This is a genomic window from Nitratireductor indicus C115 (assembly GCF_000300515.1).
Classification (GTDB): Bacteria; Pseudomonadota; Alphaproteobacteria; order Rhizobiales; family Rhizobiaceae; genus Nitratireductor; species Nitratireductor indicus.
In genome coordinates, this window is the sequence record NZ_AMSI01000005.1 from 297,518 (window position 1) to 312,750 (window position 15,233).

General features: G+C 61.2%; 15 protein-coding genes. 13 read left to right on the forward strand and 2 right to left on the reverse strand.

Annotated elements, in window-relative coordinates; translation table 11 throughout:
* Positions 1–17 precede the first annotated feature (17 nt).
* The 13 genes from NA8A_RS09655 to NA8A_RS09715 all read left to right on the forward strand — a co-directional run bounded on the left by NA8A_RS09655 (position 18) and on the right by NA8A_RS09715 (position 13,338).
* Positions 18–947 carry an ABC transporter ATP-binding protein gene (locus NA8A_RS09655; RefSeq protein WP_009450253.1) on the forward strand — a complete coding sequence of 310 codons (930 nt, stop codon included), beginning with the start codon at positions 18–20 and terminating at the stop codon, positions 945–947.
* Positions 944–1,705 carry an ABC transporter permease gene (locus NA8A_RS09660; RefSeq protein ID WP_009450254.1) on the forward strand — a complete coding sequence of 254 codons (762 nt, stop codon included), beginning with the start codon at positions 944–946 and terminating at the stop codon, positions 1,703–1,705. Before NA8A_RS09655 ends, NA8A_RS09660 begins: the two co-directional genes overlap by 4 nt.
* A 247-nt stretch (positions 1,706–1,952) precedes the next feature.
* Positions 1,953–2,387 (forward strand): 30S ribosomal protein S6, encoded by a 435-nt coding sequence (gene rpsF / locus NA8A_RS09665; RefSeq protein ID WP_040672301.1) that lies wholly within the window; start codon positions 1,953–1,955, stop codon positions 2,385–2,387.
* Positions 2,387–2,635: a 30S ribosomal protein S18 gene (rpsR, locus tag NA8A_RS09670; protein WP_009450256.1), complete on the forward strand. Its 249-nt coding sequence runs from the start codon at positions 2,387–2,389 to the stop codon at positions 2,633–2,635. The genes rpsF and rpsR overlap by 1 nt, the downstream gene beginning before the upstream one ends.
* A 241-nt stretch (positions 2,636–2,876) precedes the next feature.
* A complete protein-coding gene (rplI, locus tag NA8A_RS09675; protein ID WP_009450257.1) occupies positions 2,877–3,491 on the forward strand; it encodes a 50S ribosomal protein L9 in 615 nt (204 codons plus the stop codon).
* A gap of 284 nt (positions 3,492–3,775) precedes the next feature.
* Complete coding sequence (locus NA8A_RS09680; protein ID WP_009450258.1) at positions 3,776–5,032, forward strand: SAM-dependent methyltransferase; 1,257 nt, start codon at positions 3,776–3,778, stop codon at positions 5,030–5,032.
* 262 nt (positions 5,033–5,294) lie between these two features.
* Entirely contained in the window at positions 5,295–6,785 is a 1,491-nt protein-coding gene (locus NA8A_RS09685; protein ID WP_009450260.1) for a replicative DNA helicase, read from the forward strand.
* A 26-nt stretch (positions 6,786–6,811) separates the two neighbouring features.
* A complete protein-coding gene (gene alr, locus NA8A_RS09690) occupies positions 6,812–7,969 on the forward strand; it encodes an alanine racemase (RefSeq protein ID WP_040672303.1) in 1,158 nt (385 codons plus the stop codon).
* The gene (gene radA / locus NA8A_RS09695) at positions 7,969–9,354 is read left to right on the forward strand and encodes a DNA repair protein RadA (RefSeq protein ID WP_009450263.1); all 1,386 of its coding nucleotides are present in this window, start codon (positions 7,969–7,971) and stop codon (positions 9,352–9,354) included. The genes alr and radA overlap by 1 nt, the downstream gene beginning before the upstream one ends.
* Before the next feature lie 107 nt (positions 9,355–9,461).
* Positions 9,462–10,001, forward strand: coding sequence for a CvpA family protein (locus NA8A_RS09700; RefSeq protein WP_009450264.1), 540 nt, complete (start codon positions 9,462–9,464; stop codon positions 9,999–10,001).
* Positions 10,002–10,128: 127 nt separating this feature from the next.
* Complete coding sequence (gene purF / locus NA8A_RS09705; protein WP_009450265.1) at positions 10,129–11,604, forward strand: amidophosphoribosyltransferase; 1,476 nt, start codon at positions 10,129–10,131, stop codon at positions 11,602–11,604.
* A complete protein-coding gene (locus NA8A_RS09710) occupies positions 11,601–12,350 on the forward strand; it encodes an SDR family NAD(P)-dependent oxidoreductase (protein ID WP_009450266.1) in 750 nt (249 codons plus the stop codon). The genes purF and NA8A_RS09710 overlap by 4 nt, the downstream gene beginning before the upstream one ends.
* Positions 12,351–12,669: 319 nt before the next feature.
* Positions 12,670–13,338: a lysophospholipid acyltransferase family protein gene (locus tag NA8A_RS09715; RefSeq protein WP_009450267.1), complete on the forward strand. Its 669-nt coding sequence runs from the start codon at positions 12,670–12,672 to the stop codon at positions 13,336–13,338.
* Positions 13,339–13,610: 272 nt separating this feature from the next.
* Here the strand turns inward: NA8A_RS09715 and NA8A_RS09720 are convergent, their stop codons facing one another.
* Positions 13,611–14,459: a CDP-alcohol phosphatidyltransferase family protein gene (locus NA8A_RS09720; protein WP_009450268.1), complete on the reverse strand. Its 849-nt coding sequence runs from the start codon at positions 14,457–14,459 to the stop codon at positions 13,611–13,613.
* A complete protein-coding gene (locus NA8A_RS09725) occupies positions 14,459–15,157 on the reverse strand; it encodes a phosphatidylserine decarboxylase (RefSeq protein WP_009450269.1) in 699 nt (232 codons plus the stop codon). Before NA8A_RS09725 ends, NA8A_RS09720 begins: the two co-directional genes overlap by 1 nt.
* Positions 15,158–15,233 lie beyond the last annotated feature (76 nt).

The window sequence follows — 15,233 nt, forward strand, 5'->3', positions numbered from 1 at the left end:
TTCAAGGAAACGCCTCCATGACGAACGCCCTTTCCATCAAGAACCTTTCCAAGACCTACGATACGGGGCTTACCGCTCTGAACGGGGTCGACCTCGACATCAGACGCGGGGAGATTCTCGCGCTTCTCGGCCCCAACGGTGCGGGCAAGACGACGCTGATCTCCATCGTCTGCGGCCTTGTCAATCCATCGACGGGTACGGTGGCTGTCGAAGGCCATGACATCATTCAGGATTATCGCAAGGCTCGGGCCCTGATCGGGCTGGTGCCACAGGAACTGCATACCGAAACATTCGAGACCGTGTGGGATACTGTTTCCTACAGCCGCGGCCTTTTCGGCAAGAAGCCGGCGCCGCAACTCGTCGAGCAGATTCTCAAGGACCTCTCGCTGTTCGAAAAGAAAGACAGCAAGATCATGGCGCTTTCGGGCGGCATGAAACGCCGCGTGATGATCGCCAAGGCGCTGGCCCATGAGCCCCGCATTCTCTTTCTCGACGAACCCACGGCGGGTGTCGACGTGGAACTGCGCAAGGATATGTGGCGGCTGGTCAAGCGGCTGCGCGATACCGGTGTGACGATCATCCTGACCACGCATTATATTGAAGAGGCCGAGGAGATCGCCGACCGGGTCGGCGTCATCAACAGAGGCCGCCTTCTGCTCGTGGAAGACAAGGCGGAGCTTATGCGCAAGCTTGGCCAGAAGCAGTTGGTGCTCGAATTGCAGAAACCGCTGGAGCAGCTTCCCGAAGCCCTGTCGGACTACGCGCTGGAACTGTCGGACGGCGGAACCCGCATCACTTATCACTATGACACGCAGGCGACGCGCACCGGCATCGCCTCGCTTCTGGCGGCACTCGCCGGCGCCGGCGTCACGGTCAAGGACCTCGACACGGAGCAACGCTCGCTGGAAGATATCTTCGTCAGCCTTGTCGTGGAGGAAAGCCAGTGAATTTCGAGGCTGTAAAATCCATCTATCTTTTCGAGATGGCGCGCATGAAGCGCACGCTTTTACAAAGCGTCATCTCTCCGGTCTTATCGACCTCGCTTTATTTCGTCGTGTTCGGGGCAGCCATCGGCTCGCGCATCGAAACGGTGGAAGGCGTTCCTTACGGCGCCTTTATCGTTCCCGGCCTGATGATGCTGACGCTTTTGCAAAACTCGATCTCCAACGCCTCGTTCGGCATTTATTTCCCGAAATTCATCGGCACTATCTATGAAGTCCTGTCAGCGCCGATATCGTTTCTGGAAATCGTGCTCGGCTATGTGGGGGCGGCGGCAACCAAATCGATGATTCTGGGGCTGATCATTCTCGCCACCGCGCATCTCTTCGTCCCCATCGAGATAAAGCACCCCTTCTGGATGCTCTTCTTTCTCGTGTTGACGGCGATCACCTTCAGCCTTTTCGGCTTCATCATCGGCATATGGGCCGACAATTTCGAGAAACTGCAGCTCATCCCGCTGCTCATCATAACGCCGCTGGTCTTCCTCGGCGGGTCCTTCTATTCGATCCACATGCTGCCGGAATTCTGGCAGAAGGTGACGCTGGCAAACCCTGTCCTCTATCTCATCAGCGGCTTCCGCTGGAGCTTCTATGAAACGGCGGATGTGGGCATCGAGCTCAGCATCGCGATGATCCTCATCTTCCTGGCGCTCTGCCTGTCGATCATCTGGTGGATCTTCAGGACGGGTTACAAGCTGAAGACCTGAAGGCCAACAGCTTGCATCTTCGTCCAGAACCTGTATAAGCGCGCGGTCTGTCGGTCCCAGCTGGGGGCTGAACGGAGGGCCGTGCGCTTATCGCGTGCGTTGTGAAGGCAAGTTCTTCCGCCTCCCGTGTCTCCGCTCTCGACCGTCTCGAACACGCGCCTTTCTTCGCCGGCCTGGCCGGAAAAGAGAAGTCGCTGAGGCTTAGCCGTTGGGCGCCGACCGGACAGAACTGAAGAAAGGCAAGACAATGGCACTTTATGAGCACGTGTTTCTTGCCCGGCAGGATCTCTCGCCGCAGCAGGTCGAAGCCCTTGTGGAACAGTACAAGGGTGTGATCGAAGCTGGTGGCGGCACGGTTGGCCGGGTCGAGAGCTGGGGACAGAAGTCCCTCGCATACCGCATCCAGAAGAACCGCAAGGCATACTTCACCCTGATGGACATCGACGCCCCGGCCGAGGCCGTGAAGGAAGTCGAGCGCCAGATGGGTCTTTCGGAAGACGTCCTGCGCTTCATGACCATCCGCGTGGAAGCCCACGAGGAAGGTCCGTCGGCCATGATGCAGCGCCGCGACGACCGCAACGAGCGTGGCCCGCGCCGCGACCGTGATGACCGCGGCCCGCGCCGTGACCGTGATGACCGCGGCCCGCGCCGCGAGCGCGATACGAACGAGGGTGACGAATAATGGTCGACATCAACCAGATCCCCACCCGGCGTCCGTTCCACCGCCGCCGCAAGACCTGCCCGTTCTCCGGCGCCAACGCCCCGAAGATCGATTACAAGGACATCAAGCTCCTGCAGCGCTACATTTCCGAGCGCGGCAAGATCGTGCCGTCCCGCATCACGGCGGTCAGCCAGAAGAAGCAGCGTGAGCTGGCCCGCGCCATCAAGCGCGCCCGCTTCCTCGGCCTTCTTCCCTACGTGGTGAAGTAAGTTTCGGCGCAGGCGCTGTCAGGTTTGACCGCGCCTGCTCCTCTCCCCGCGACGGGCGCGGTGGAGAAATTTCAAAATCCCGAGTTGGGGCACAGCTCCTAACTGCCATGAGGCAGGACAGCGACCCGGACGGCCCGATGGCCTCCCTTCCGTTTCTGCCCAGCCTCGATCCGATTGCGGCGCCATGCGCCGAAAGGACCCAATTGCGGCGCAACACGCCCAAAGGAAAAGGACAGAGACAATGGACGTCATTCTTCTCGAACGTATCGCACGACTGGGCCAGATGGGCGATGTCGTGAAGGTCAAGGACGGCTACGCCCGTAACTTCCTTCTGCCGAAGGGCAAGGCGCTGCGCGCCAACGAGGCTAACCGCCAGAAATTCGAGAACCAGCGCGTCGAGCTCGAAGCCCGTAACCTGGAGCGCAAGCAGGAAGCTCAGTCCGTCGCCGAGAAGCTCGACGGCAAGACCTTCGTCATGGTTCGCTCGGCTGCCGAGACCGGCCAGCTCTACGGTTCAGTTTCCGCGCGCGACATCGTCGACGCACTCGCCGAGGAAGGCTTCAAGATCGGCCGTTCGCAGGTCGAGCTCAACCTGCCGATCAAGTCCATCGGCCTTACCAATGTGGCAATCGCGCTGCATGCCGAGGTCGAGGTGACCGTGACGGTAAACGTTGCGCGCTCGGCCGACGAAGCAGAGCGCCAGGCCCGCGGCGAAACGCTCGATTCGGCTGAAGCCATCTATGGCGACGACATCAATGAGAGCGCCCGTCCCGACGCCTTCTTCGACCCGAATGCCGAGTTCGAGGGCGACGAGGATGGCGAGGAAGCCCCCGAGGCTTCCGACGAAAACGCCTGATCCACAAATATCGAGACATGAAAAGCCGGGCTTGCGCCCGGCTTTTTGCTGCGCTGCAGCAGGCAAAACGCGCTAAATTCAATAGTTCAATAAATTTGATACTTTGGCCCAACAACTGTCGAGCTCTGCGCAAGCTATTGACGCTCAAGCCGAAAATCGAACATAGCGCTTCAAACTTCCCGGATCGCACACCGCTTCGCCGGGCGCCGCCGGACGCACCCCTTTTCAATTCCTGATAAATCGTTTCATAATCGCAATACCCGTCAATTATTGGGGGTGTTGCGATGAATTGGTTGCTTGAGAGATTCGTTTCCCGACTGATCCGCAAAGGCACTCTGACCATCACCGATCCACAGGGTGCCACGAGCACTTTCGGGGATGGAACGGGAGAGCCGGTTCATATTGCGATCCGGACGCCCGGTGCCGAACGCGCGATTGCGCTTGATCCCATGCTGGCCGTGCCAGAGCGGTACATGGATGGCGAAGTCGATATCCTCAAGGGAGACGTCCTCTCCTTTCTCCACCTGGCCTACACCAATATGGATGAGGTTCAGGGACAGGTATTCCTTCTGAAACTGGGCGAAGCACTGCGTTATCCGTTCCGCCGGCTTCAGCAATGGAACACGGCGACGCGCTCGAAGCGCAATGTCCACCGCCACTACGATCTTTCGGAGGATTTGTACCGCCTCTTTCTCGATGAAGACCTGCAATATTCCTGCGCCTATTTCGAGACGCCGGAAGTTCCGCTCGAAGAGGCCCAACGCGCCAAGAAACGGCACATCATGGCCAAGCTGGCCCTGGAGCCGGGGCAGAAAGTGCTCGATATCGGGTCTGGCTGGGGTGGGTTGGGCCTCGACATCGCCCGCCAGTTCGATGCCAATGTGCTTGGTGTGACACTTTCGGAAGAACAGCACAGGGTTTCAAATGCCCGGGCAAAGGAGCAGAAGCTTTCCGAACGGGCACGCTTCGAGATTGCCGATTACCGCTCGCTGAAAGGGCCTTTCGACCGGATCGTTTCGGTCGGCATGTTCGAGCATGTGGGCATCAATCACTACCGCACCTACTTCAACCAGTGTGCCCGGCTGCTCGCCGATGACGGCGTCATGCTTCTTCACACGATCGGCCGCTCGACCGGCCCGTCCGTCACCAACGCTTTCATCCGAAAATATATCTTCCCCGGGGGCTATATCCCGTCGCTTTCCGAGATGACGCCGGCAATCGAGAAGTCCGGACTCATCATCACCGATGTGGAAATCCTGCGGTTGCACTATGCCGAAACGCTGAAGCACTGGCAGGCGCGTTTCCAGAAGAACCGGGCCAAGGCCGTCGAGATCTATGACGAGCGCTTTGCCCGGATGTGGGAATTTTACCTGGCCGGATCCGAAGCCTCCTTCCGCTGGCAGGAAATGGTGGTCTTCCAGATCCAGCTCACCAAGAAACGCGAGACCCTGCCCATGACCCGGGGCTATATCGGCGAGACAGAACGGCGCCTTGCGCCTGCGTCGCGCCGCCCGGGCAAATTCACCGAAGCTGCCGAATAGGAATATAATCGCTGACTGGGGGTGATTCGTTGTCAAGCGGATCATCCCGTGACGCCCTCATTTTTAGCGGCTGTGGCTTTCGTGCGGTGAATTGAAGTGGATAGCGGGGTAATCCCGCCCACAACGATCTTTTTCCTGCGCACTGGCTGCAGAAACGTTACGACTGGGCGGGGGTGCCAGGACCGATCATGTTTTCTAGTTGTCCGGGCGCATTTTAGGGAACAGGCCGTCATTGACGGCCCGGACAACGGATCGCAAGGGAATGGCAGAGGCAGCCCGCAAGCTCGAAACCGCAGAAACACAGCTCTATCGCGAGGCGCCCAACAATATCGAGGCGGAGCAGGCGCTGCTGGGGGCTATCCTGGTCAACAATGACGCGCTCTACCGCGTTTCCGACTTTCTCAAGCCCGTGCACTTCTTCGAGCCGCTGCACCGCAAGATCTTCGAGGTGGCGGGCGAACTGATCCGCATGGGCAAGACGGCCAATCCCGTCACGATCAAGACGTTCCTGCCCGCTGACGACAAGGTGGGCGAGCTTACCGTCGCACAATATCTGGCCCGTCTGGCTGCAGAAGCCGTCACCATCATCAATGCTGCCGATTATGGCCGCGCCATCTACGATCTTGCCATTCGCCGCGCGCTCATTACCGTTGGCGAAGACATGGTCAACATCGCCTATGACGCTCCGGTGGACATGGCTCCGCAGCAGCAGATCGAGGATGCGGAACGGCGGCTGTTCGAACTGGCCGAAACCGGCCGCTACGATGGCGGCTTCGAGAGCTTTGCCGACGCCACCAAGGTGGCCGTGGACATGGCCAATGCGGCCTTCATGCGCGAGGGCCATCTTTCGGGCGTCTCGACGGGCTTGCGCGATCTCGACAAGCGCATGGGTGGTCTGCAGCCTTCGGACCTTATCATCCTCGCCGGTCGCCCGGGCATGGGCAAGACATCGCTCGCCACCAATATCGCCTTCAACATCGCCAATGCCTATGAGCCCGCACAGCAGGCGGATGGCTCCTATGCGGCGGCCAATGGCGGCGTCGTCGGCTTCTTCTCGCTCGAAATGTCGTCCGAGCAGCTCGCGACGCGTATCATTTCCGAGCAGACGGAAATCCCCTCTTCCAAGATCAGGCGCGGTGAAATCACCGAGGCCGATTTCGAAAAGCTGGTCGCCTGCGCACAGACCATGCAGGACCGACCCCTCTATATCGACGCCACCGGCGGTATCTCCATCGCCCAGCTTTCCGCCCGCGCCCGGCGCCTGAAGCGTCAGCGCGGCCTCGACGTGATGGTGATCGACTATGTGCAGCTGATGCAGGGTTCCTCGGCGAAATCGGCCCAGAACCGCGTGCAGGAAATCACCGAGATCACGACGGGCCTGAAGGCGCTAGCCAAGGAGCTCTCCACACCGATCATCGCGCTCTCCCAGCTTTCGCGCCAGGTGGAAAACCGCGACGACAAGCGCCCCCAGCTTTCCGACCTTCGCGAATCCGGCTCCATCGAGCAGGACGCCGACGTGGTTCTTTTCGTCTATCGCGATGAGTACTATCTCAAGAACAAGGAGCCGAAGCCCGGCACCGAGGAATACATCAAGTGGGAAGCCGAAATGAACGAGGCGCGCGGCAAGGCTGAAGTCATCATCGCCAAGCAGCGTCACGGCCCCACCGGAACTGTGGGGCTCGGCTTCCAGGGTGAGTTCACCCGCTTTTACGACCTTGCCGAAGAAGACCGGCTGCCCGAACGTTTCGAGTGACACACGTGACCACGACCATCCATACCATGACCACCGGCGCCGACCCGCGGGTCGCGGGTGCGCGACTGACCATCGACCTCGACGCGCTTGTGTCGAATTATCGCCTTCTCGCCGAACGCTCCGCCCCCGCGGAGGCTTCCGCGGTCGTCAAGGCCGACGCCTACGGCCTGGGTGCTGAACAGGTGGTGCGTGCTCTCGCCGGAGCGGGCTGCCGCCGTTTCTTCGTGGCGCTGCCGGAAGAAGGGCTTGCGGTTCGCCGTGCCGCGCCCGAGGCCGAAATCTACGTCTTCAACGGGCTTTTCACGCCCGAGGCCGCCGCCTTCTATCACGAAGGCCGGCTTTTGCCTGTCCTCAACTCGCAGGCCGATCTTGCGATATGGGAGGCGCATGGCTGGGACGATGGCGATACGCCCCGCCCCTGCGCGGTTCATGTGGAAACGGGTATGAACCGCCTCGGCCTCACGCCTGAACGCGCCCGCATTCTCGCACAGGAAAACGCCCTGACAGGTGCGCTCAGCCCGCGCCTCATCATCAGCCACCTGTCCTGCGGCGACGATCCCACACATCCGATGAACCAGCGGCAACTTGAATCCTTTCAGGAACTTGCGGCGCTTTTCCCAGACGCTGAATCAAGTCTCGCGAACTCAGCCGGCGTGTTCCTCGGCGGTCCCTTCCTGCAAGACACCACACGGCCGGGCATTGCCCTTTACGGCGGCGCGCCCGTGGGCGGCGTCGCCAACCCGATGCGCGCCGTGGCGACCGCCGAAACCCGCATCGCGCAAATTCGCCATGTACCGGCCGGCCAGTCGGTCAGCTACGGCGCGACGCCCGTTGTGCGCGACACGCTGGTTGCCGTTGCCTCTACCGGCTATGCGGATGGCTATCACCGCTCCGGCTCCGGAGCAGGCGTGCCGTTGCGCCATGCAGAGCTCGAGGGCGCGCATGGCTTCATCGGCGGGCACCGCGTGCCGGTCATCGGGCGCATCACCATGGACCTGACGCTGTTCGAGGTCACAGCGCTTGGAGCGGAAGGCGTGAAGGTGGGCGACTTCATCGAACTGTTCGGCCCCAACATGCCGGTCGACGAGGTGGCGAAGGCCACCGGAACGATCTCCTATGAGATTCTCACCTCGATCGGCCGTCGTTACGAGCGGCATTATATCGGTGGCGAGGCCGATATCTGATGGCGCGGACACGCGTTCAGTTCATCTGTCAGAATTGCGGCACGGTACATGCGCGCTGGGCCGGCAAATGCGACGGCTGCGGGGCATGGAACACGCTGATCGAGGAAGGCACGTCCTCGGGCATCGGCTCGGGGCCGCAGGCTGCACGCAAGGCCCGCAAGGGGCGCGCCGTGGCACTGACCACGCTTTCCGGCGAGATCGAGGATGCGCCGCGCATCATGACCGGGATCAGCGAACTGGACCGGGTGACGGGCGGCGGGTTCGTGCGTGGATCGGCCCTTCTGGTGGGCGGCGATCCGGGGATCGGAAAATCGACGCTTCTCACACAGGCCGCCGCCGCCCTTACCGAGCGCGGCCATCGCATCGTCTATGTGTCGGGTGAAGAGGCCGTGGCGCAGATACGCCTGCGCGCGCAGCGCCTCGGTGTCGCGCATCACCCGGTGGAGCTGGCCGCCGAGACCAATGTCGAGGACATTCTTGCGACCATCGAGGACGGCAAGCGACCGGACTTGGTTATACTCGATTCCATCCAGACGCTGTGGACGGATCTCGCCGATTCGGCGCCCGGCACAGTCACACAGGTGCGCGCCGCTGCCCAGGCGATGATCCGCTATGCCAAATCCACAGGTGCTGCCGTCGTTCTGGTGGGCCATGTCACCAAGGAAGGCCAGATCGCAGGCCCTCGCGTGGTGGAACACATGGTCGACGGTGTTCTCTATTTCGAGGGCGAAGGCGGGCATCACTACCGCATCCTGCGCACGGTGAAGAACCGATTCGGCCCCACCGACGAGATCGGCGTGTTCGAGATGGGCGACATGGGCCTGCGGGAAGTTTCCAATCCGTCCGAACTCTTTCTCGGCGAGCGCAGCGCCAAGGCACCCGGCGCTGCCGTCTTTGCCGGCATCGAGGGAACGAGGCCGGTTCTTGTGGAAATCCAGGCACTCGTTGCCCCCTCTCCTCTCGGCACGCCGCGCCGCGCGGTGGTCGGCTGGGATTCGGCCAGGCTTTCCATGGTGCTTGCCGTTCTGGAAGCCCATTGCGGCGTGCGTTTTGCAACGCATGACGTCTATCTGAACGTTGCCGGCGGGTACCGGATTTCCGAGCCGGCGGCCGATCTTGCCGTTGCGGCAGCACTGGTCTCATCCATGACCGGGCTTGCCCTGCCAGCCGATTGCGTTTATTTCGGCGAAATCAGTCTTTCGGGTGCGGTGAGACCTGTTGCGCATGCGGCGAACCGCCTGAAGGAAGCCGAGAAGCTCGGCTTCAAGCAGGCCGTTATGCCGCCAGGCAATGAAGACGGTTCCGGTGCCATCGGGGCACGCACCGTGCGTCCGGAGGCTCTGGCCGATCTTGTTGCCCGCATCGCGGGCTCCAAAGCGGCCTGAACGATATGAATTGACGACGCAATTGATGAATTGGCGACACAGTGGCCCGGAAGCGATGAGACTGATCTTGCGGGGGCATTTCAACTGCCAGAGGAGTAGGGGTTACAATGCCCATCACGCTGCTTGACGGAGTCCTCGTCGGCTTCACGCTCGTATCGGCCATGCTGGCGATGGTGCGCGGCTTTTCGCGCGAGGTTCTTTCCATCGCATCCTGGGTGGCGGCGGCTGCCGCTGCCTACTTCTTTCACCCTCTGGTGCTTCCCTATGTGAAGCCCTATATCAGCAATGACATGCTGGCGGTCGCAGCAGCAGCGGCGGCGGTGTTCTTCGTGGCGCTGATCGTGGTTACGGTCATCACCATGAAGGTTGCCGATTTCATCATCGATTCGCGCGTCGGCGCGCTCGACCGCACCCTGGGCTTTCTCTACGGTGCTGCGCGCGGCGTGGTCGTCGTGGCAGTGGCCCTGCTCTTCCTGAACTGGCTCCTCGGCTCGCAGCCGCCGAGCTGGATCACGGAAGCCAAATCGCGGCCGCTTCTCGATGGGGTCGGCCAGTGGATACAGTCGCTGTTGCCGGACGATCCGGAGAACTCGATTTTCGACCGCCTTTCCGAAGGCACGTCGAATGACGGCGAAACGAGCAACTGACGGTCCTCGCGGCCGTCTTTCGCGTTACAGGGCACTCTCTTTGAGACCGGGACAAGCTACTGTAAAGTGTTGAAGCGCATCACGTTTTGCGGCGACGGCCGCACGGTGCGGAGAAAGGGCGGCCAAAATGGTGCAGGTAGATGATTTGCCCCTCGCGGGCGAAGCCGACGATCATTTCCATGACGAATGCGGCGTTTTCGGCATTTTCGGCCGAACGGACGCATCGGCGATCGTCACGCTGGGGCTGCATGCCTTGCAGCACCGCGGGCAGGAAGCAGCAGGCATCGTCTCCTTCGATGGCAGTCAGTTCCATGTCGAGCGCCATATCGGCCTGATCGGCGATACCTTCACCAAGCAGTCCGTGCTCGATCGCCTTCAGGGCAGCCGGGCCATCGGCCATACACGCTATTCCACGACGGGCGGCGCGGGCCTGCGCAATGTGCAGCCCTTTTTCGCGGAACTTTCCGAAGGTGGACTTGCCATTGCCCATAACGGCAACATCACCAACGCGATGACCGTGCAACGCGCCTTGCAGAAACAGGGCGCCATCTTCTCCTCCACCTCCGATACAGAAACCGTTCTGCATCTGGTCGCCACCAGCAAGGGGCGCGACACAAATGCCCGTTTCATCGACGCGCTGCGCCAGATCGAAGGGGCCTTCTCCATCGTCGCGCTGACCTCGAAGAAGATGATCGGCTGCCGCGATCCGCTGGGCATACGCCCGCTCGTGCTCGGCGATCTCGACGGGGCCTATATCCTGTCTTCCGAGACCTGCGCCCTCGACATCATCGGCGCCCGCTACGTGCGCGACGTCAAGCCCGGTGAAATGGTAGTCGTCACCGAAGACGGGCTCGAGAGCTCGTTTCCCTTCGAGATCAAGCAGGAGCCGCGTTTCTGCATCTTCGAATATGTCTATTTCGCCCGTCCCGATTCCTCCGTCGAAGGGCGAAATGTCTATGAGGTTCGCAAGGAGATCGGCGCTGAGCTTGCCCGCGAGATGCCCGTCGAGGCCGACATCGTGGTTCCTGTTCCCGATTCGGGTACGCCGGCGGCCATCGGTTACGCACAGGCGGCAAACCTGCCCTTCGAGCTCGGCATTATCCGCAACCACTATGTGGGCCGCACCTTCATCCAGCCGACGGATTCGATCCGTCACATGGGCGTGAAGCTCAAGCACAACGCCAATCGCCGCTTCATCGAGGGCAAGCGCGTGGTGCTGGTGGACGATTCCATCGTTCGTGGAACCACAAGCCAGAAGATCGTGCAGATGGTGCGCGATGCGGGTGCAGCAGAAGTGCATATGCGCATTGCCTCCCCGCCCACGCGCGCGCCCTGTTTCTATGGCGTCGACACACCGGAAGCGGCGAAGCTGCTTGCTTCGCGCATGACAATCGAGGAAATGGCGGAGTTCATCCGCGTCGATTCGCTTGCCTTTCTCTCAATCGACGGCCTCTATCGCGCCGTCGGCGAGGCGAAGCGCAACACCAACCAGCCGCAATATTGCGACGCCTGCTTCACGCAGGACTATCCGACGCGGCTGACGGACCATGAAGGCGCCGACAATGTGCGCACCCTTTCCCTTCTTGCTGCAGGCGGACAATGACGGACAGGAAACCAGATCTGAAGGGCCGGCTCGCGCTGGTCACCGGCGCTTCGCGCGGTATCGGCTATTTTCTTGCCAAGGAGCTGGCGGCAGCCGGCGCTCACGTGATTGCGGTTGCGCGAACTGTCGGAGGCCTCGAAGAACTCGATGACGAGATCAAGGCGCTGGGCGGCGAGGCAACGCTCGTGCCGCTCGACCTGACGGACATGGCCGGGATCGACCGTATAGGCGGTGCGATCCACGAACGTTGGGGCAAGCTCGACATCATGGTGGCCAATGCCGGCATGCTGGGCGTCATCTCGCCGATAGGCCATGTCGAGGCGAAGGTGTTCGAGAAGGTGATGACGGTGAACGTCACCTCCACCTGGCGGTTGATTCGTGCGGTGGATCCACTGCTGCGGGCCTCGGATGCGGGGCGCGCCATCCTTCTGTCTTCAGGGGCAGCCCATTCGGCACGCGCATTCTGGGGGCCCTATGCGGCCTCCAAGGCCGCCGTGGAAGCCCTTGCACGCTCATGGGCGGATGAAACCAAGAACATGCCGCTGCGCGTCAATTCGGTTAATCCGGGCGCGACGCGCACGGCAATGCGGGCGCTCGCCATGCCTGGCGAAGACCCTGAGACACTTCCCCATCCTTCCGAAGTTGCAGCGGCAATCCTGCCTCTGGCAAGTCCGGAACTCACCGAAACCGGGCTTATTCTCGACGTGCCGAAAGGGTGTTTCACCCGCTACCAGATGCCTGCCTAGAGCACGGGCGTCCTTCTGGACGCATAATGGACGCTCCATCTTATGCTTTTCCGCATTCATGCGGACGGTCAGGTTCGACCACCTGACTGCAAAATGCTCTGGAGCGCCGTGCACCAATCCTAAAACGGCGTGGGCAATTGACGTTCACGCCGCATCCGGTACCTTTCACGCAGCAGCGGCTGAGGAGGCCGCGCTCCAGGGGGGATACGGCATGGGTTTGGCAAGGCGCCGTCCGTTTGAGTAAAGCCCATACGTAGATGCAAGACTGCTTGCGCGGACGGCCATTGCGGGCGCCTGCGGAGCCACTGGGAGACGCGGCATGATTCTGGCGTTCGAGATCGTTCTGGCGATCGTGGTGATCTGGGCCGGCATGGCCCTCACCGTCCAGTACCGGCGAGACCTCAATTTCCATCAGGCAGCGCTCTATGCGCCACTGAAGCTTCTTTTTCGGATCAGCGACCGTGAGGTCACCGAAGCGCGCAAGGCCCAGCCTCCCGTCATCTACGCGGTGTGGCATCAGTCCAAGCTCGACCCGGCCGTGATGCTGTCTCTCCTCCCCGACGACACGCTCCATATTCTGGATGAAGCCTCTGCCCGCTCGCATATGATCGAGCCGTGGCGGGCGCTCGGCCGCACGATCACCTTCAATGCGCACCATGTTTTCGTGAGCCGCCGTCTGGTTCAGCGCCTGAAAGCCAAGGGGCGTCTATGCGTTTATCTGCCCAACGACCCCGAACCTGACGTCAAGGAATTTCGCCTCTTCCGCGCCGTTGCGCGCATTGCACTCAAGGCCGAGGCTCAGGTTGTTCCGGTTTTCCTGTCGCGCGGAGGCTTCCTGCCGGCACGGCGCGTCCACACACTCCCACCGATGACCATCGCTCAGCTGATCGAGCGTTCAGGACAAGACGACATGCGCGCGTCGCAGGCCCTGTTCGGACGCATGATCGAAGCGCGCAACGATCAGACGCCGCAGAAAACCGACGACTAACGCATATCTCCCGGAAGTGGGAACCGGTTCCGGGAGACATGGGTAATATCTGCGACTTAATGCGTAGGAAGCGAATCTGAAAGATTGCGACATGCTTTAAAGCATTTTGCAGTCAGGTGGAATCACCTGACGTCTGCATAAATGCGGAAAAACAAAGAGATAGATCGGTTCAGGGTTTCCGTGAAACCCTGAACCGATCTAGAAAGCCATGCGTCCATCCGGACGCACATCCGGATACACAAAGGATGCTCCAGAGCACCCCGGCGGAATGATCAGGGATGATCGCTGTCCGCATCCGGTGCAGCATTGACCTTTCCCGCCTCGCCGGCTTTCTCCTCTTCCAGGTCAGCGCGCCTCGAATAGGCCCGCATGCTGAAGACGAGAAACACCAGGTAAGCAATGGTCGAAGCCGAGAGCGTGAGCCATGTGTAGCTGGTCAGAAGCAGCACGAAGAGCGCCAGGCCGAAAATAAGCGGCAGCACATATTCGCGCGGAACGCGATTGCCTGAATGCTTTCCCGAGTAGACAGGCAGGCGACTGACCATCAGAAAGCCGATGAACACGGTGTAGATGCAGCCAAAGAAAGCGAGCGTCTTGTCGGTCGTGATCCCGAGGAAACCGAGATAGACCGGCAAAAGCACCAGCGCCGCACCGGCCGGTGCTGGAACGCCGACGAAATAGTCGGCATGCCAGGCAGGCCTGTCCGGATCCTCAAGCATGACGTTGAAGCGGGCAAGGCGCAGACAACAGGCGATGGCAAACAGAAGGGCTGCAATCCAGCCGAGCGCACCGGCCTGATCAAGCAGATGCGCATAAAGGACAAGTGCCGGCGCAACGCCAAAATTGACGATGTCGGCGAGCGAATCCATCTGTGCGCCGAATTTGGAGGAGGCCTTGAGCATCCGCGCCACGCGACCGTCGACCGCATCGAGAAATGCCGCGATCAGCACCATGACGACGGCGATTTCGACACGTTGTTCGAATGCGAGGCGGATGCCGGAGAGGCCCGCGCAGATAGCCAGCACGGTGATAACGTTCGGCACCAGCATGCGCAGCGGTATTTCACGAATCTTGGGCCCGCCTCCCCCATGCGGTTCGAAGGGTGGGAAGGGGCCTGCCATCAGGACACCCGCACCACGGGCTGGCTGCGCTCTCCGCCGAATTCGGCGATCACCGTTTCTCCGCCGACGGCCGTCTGGCCGATGGCGACACGAACGGCCGCATTGTCGGGCAGATAAACGTCCACGCGGGAACCGAAGCGTATCAGGCCGAAACGCTCGCCGACGGCCAGCGCATCCGGCGCCTCGGTCCAGCAAACGATGCGGCGGGCGACAAGCCCGGCGATCTGCACCACCGGAATGGGGCCGTACGGGCTTTCGATCACGAGGCCGTTGCGCTCGTTTTCCGAGCTCGCCTTGTCGAGTTCAGCATTCAGGAAACGGCCCGGCTTGTGTTCCACCTTCGATACGCGGCCACGCACGGGCGCGCGGTTGATGTGGCAGGAAAAGACATTCATGAACACTGAAACGCGCGTCATCTCAGCCGGCCCCATGCCCAATTCGCTCGGGGGGACGGCTGGCCCAACATAGGACACCACACCATCGGCGGGACTGATGACCAACCGGTCGTCGACCGGTGTGACACGTTCGGGGTCGCGGTAAAAATAGACGCACCAGGCGGTGAGGATCAGGCCGATCCAGAAGAGCGGTCCCCACAAGAGGCCCAGGAGAACCGTCGCAGCAGCGAAGGCCGCAATGAAGGGGTAGCCCTCGCGGTGGATGGGCACAAAAGTCTTCCGTATCGTGTCTACAAGGCTCATCGCAGGGCGTGCTTTCCAAATTCAGGATAGCGGCCTTCGTAACGGAATCCGGGCCCAGTCGCAACGCAACTCCAGC

What these genes read in the sequence shown, in the direction of transcription:
- NA8A_RS09655 (WP_009450253.1), top strand. Translation starts at nt 18, where the DNA reads ATGACGAACGCCCTTTCCATCAAGAACCTTTCCAAGACCTACGATACG.
- rpsF (WP_040672301.1), top strand. Translation starts at nt 1,953, where the DNA reads ATGGCACTTTATGAGCACGTGTTTCTTGCCCGGCAGGATCTCTCGCCG.
- rpsR (WP_009450256.1), top strand. Translation starts at nt 2,387, where the DNA reads ATGGTCGACATCAACCAGATCCCCACCCGGCGTCCGTTCCACCGCCGC.
- rplI (WP_009450257.1), top strand. Translation starts at nt 2,877, where the DNA reads ATGGACGTCATTCTTCTCGAACGTATCGCACGACTGGGCCAGATGGGC.
- NA8A_RS09680 (WP_009450258.1), top strand. Translation starts at nt 3,776, where the DNA reads ATGAATTGGTTGCTTGAGAGATTCGTTTCCCGACTGATCCGCAAAGGC.
- NA8A_RS09685 (WP_009450260.1), top strand. Translation starts at nt 5,295, where the DNA reads ATGGCAGAGGCAGCCCGCAAGCTCGAAACCGCAGAAACACAGCTCTAT.
- alr (WP_040672303.1), top strand. Translation starts at nt 6,812, where the DNA reads ATGACCACCGGCGCCGACCCGCGGGTCGCGGGTGCGCGACTGACCATC.
- radA (WP_009450263.1), top strand. Translation starts at nt 7,969, where the DNA reads ATGGCGCGGACACGCGTTCAGTTCATCTGTCAGAATTGCGGCACGGTA.
- NA8A_RS09700 (WP_009450264.1), top strand. Translation starts at nt 9,462, where the DNA reads ATGCCCATCACGCTGCTTGACGGAGTCCTCGTCGGCTTCACGCTCGTA.
- purF (WP_009450265.1), top strand. Translation starts at nt 10,129, where the DNA reads ATGGTGCAGGTAGATGATTTGCCCCTCGCGGGCGAAGCCGACGATCAT.
- NA8A_RS09710 (WP_009450266.1), top strand. Translation starts at nt 11,601, where the DNA reads ATGACGGACAGGAAACCAGATCTGAAGGGCCGGCTCGCGCTGGTCACC.
- NA8A_RS09715 (WP_009450267.1), top strand. Translation starts at nt 12,670, where the DNA reads ATGATTCTGGCGTTCGAGATCGTTCTGGCGATCGTGGTGATCTGGGCC.
- NA8A_RS09720 (WP_009450268.1), bottom strand. Translation starts at nt 14,459, where the DNA reads ATGGCAGGCCCCTTCCCACCCTTCGAACCGCATGGGGGAGGCGGGCCC.
- NA8A_RS09725 (WP_009450269.1), bottom strand. Translation starts at nt 15,157, where the DNA reads ATGAGCCTTGTAGACACGATACGGAAGACTTTTGTGCCCATCCACCGC.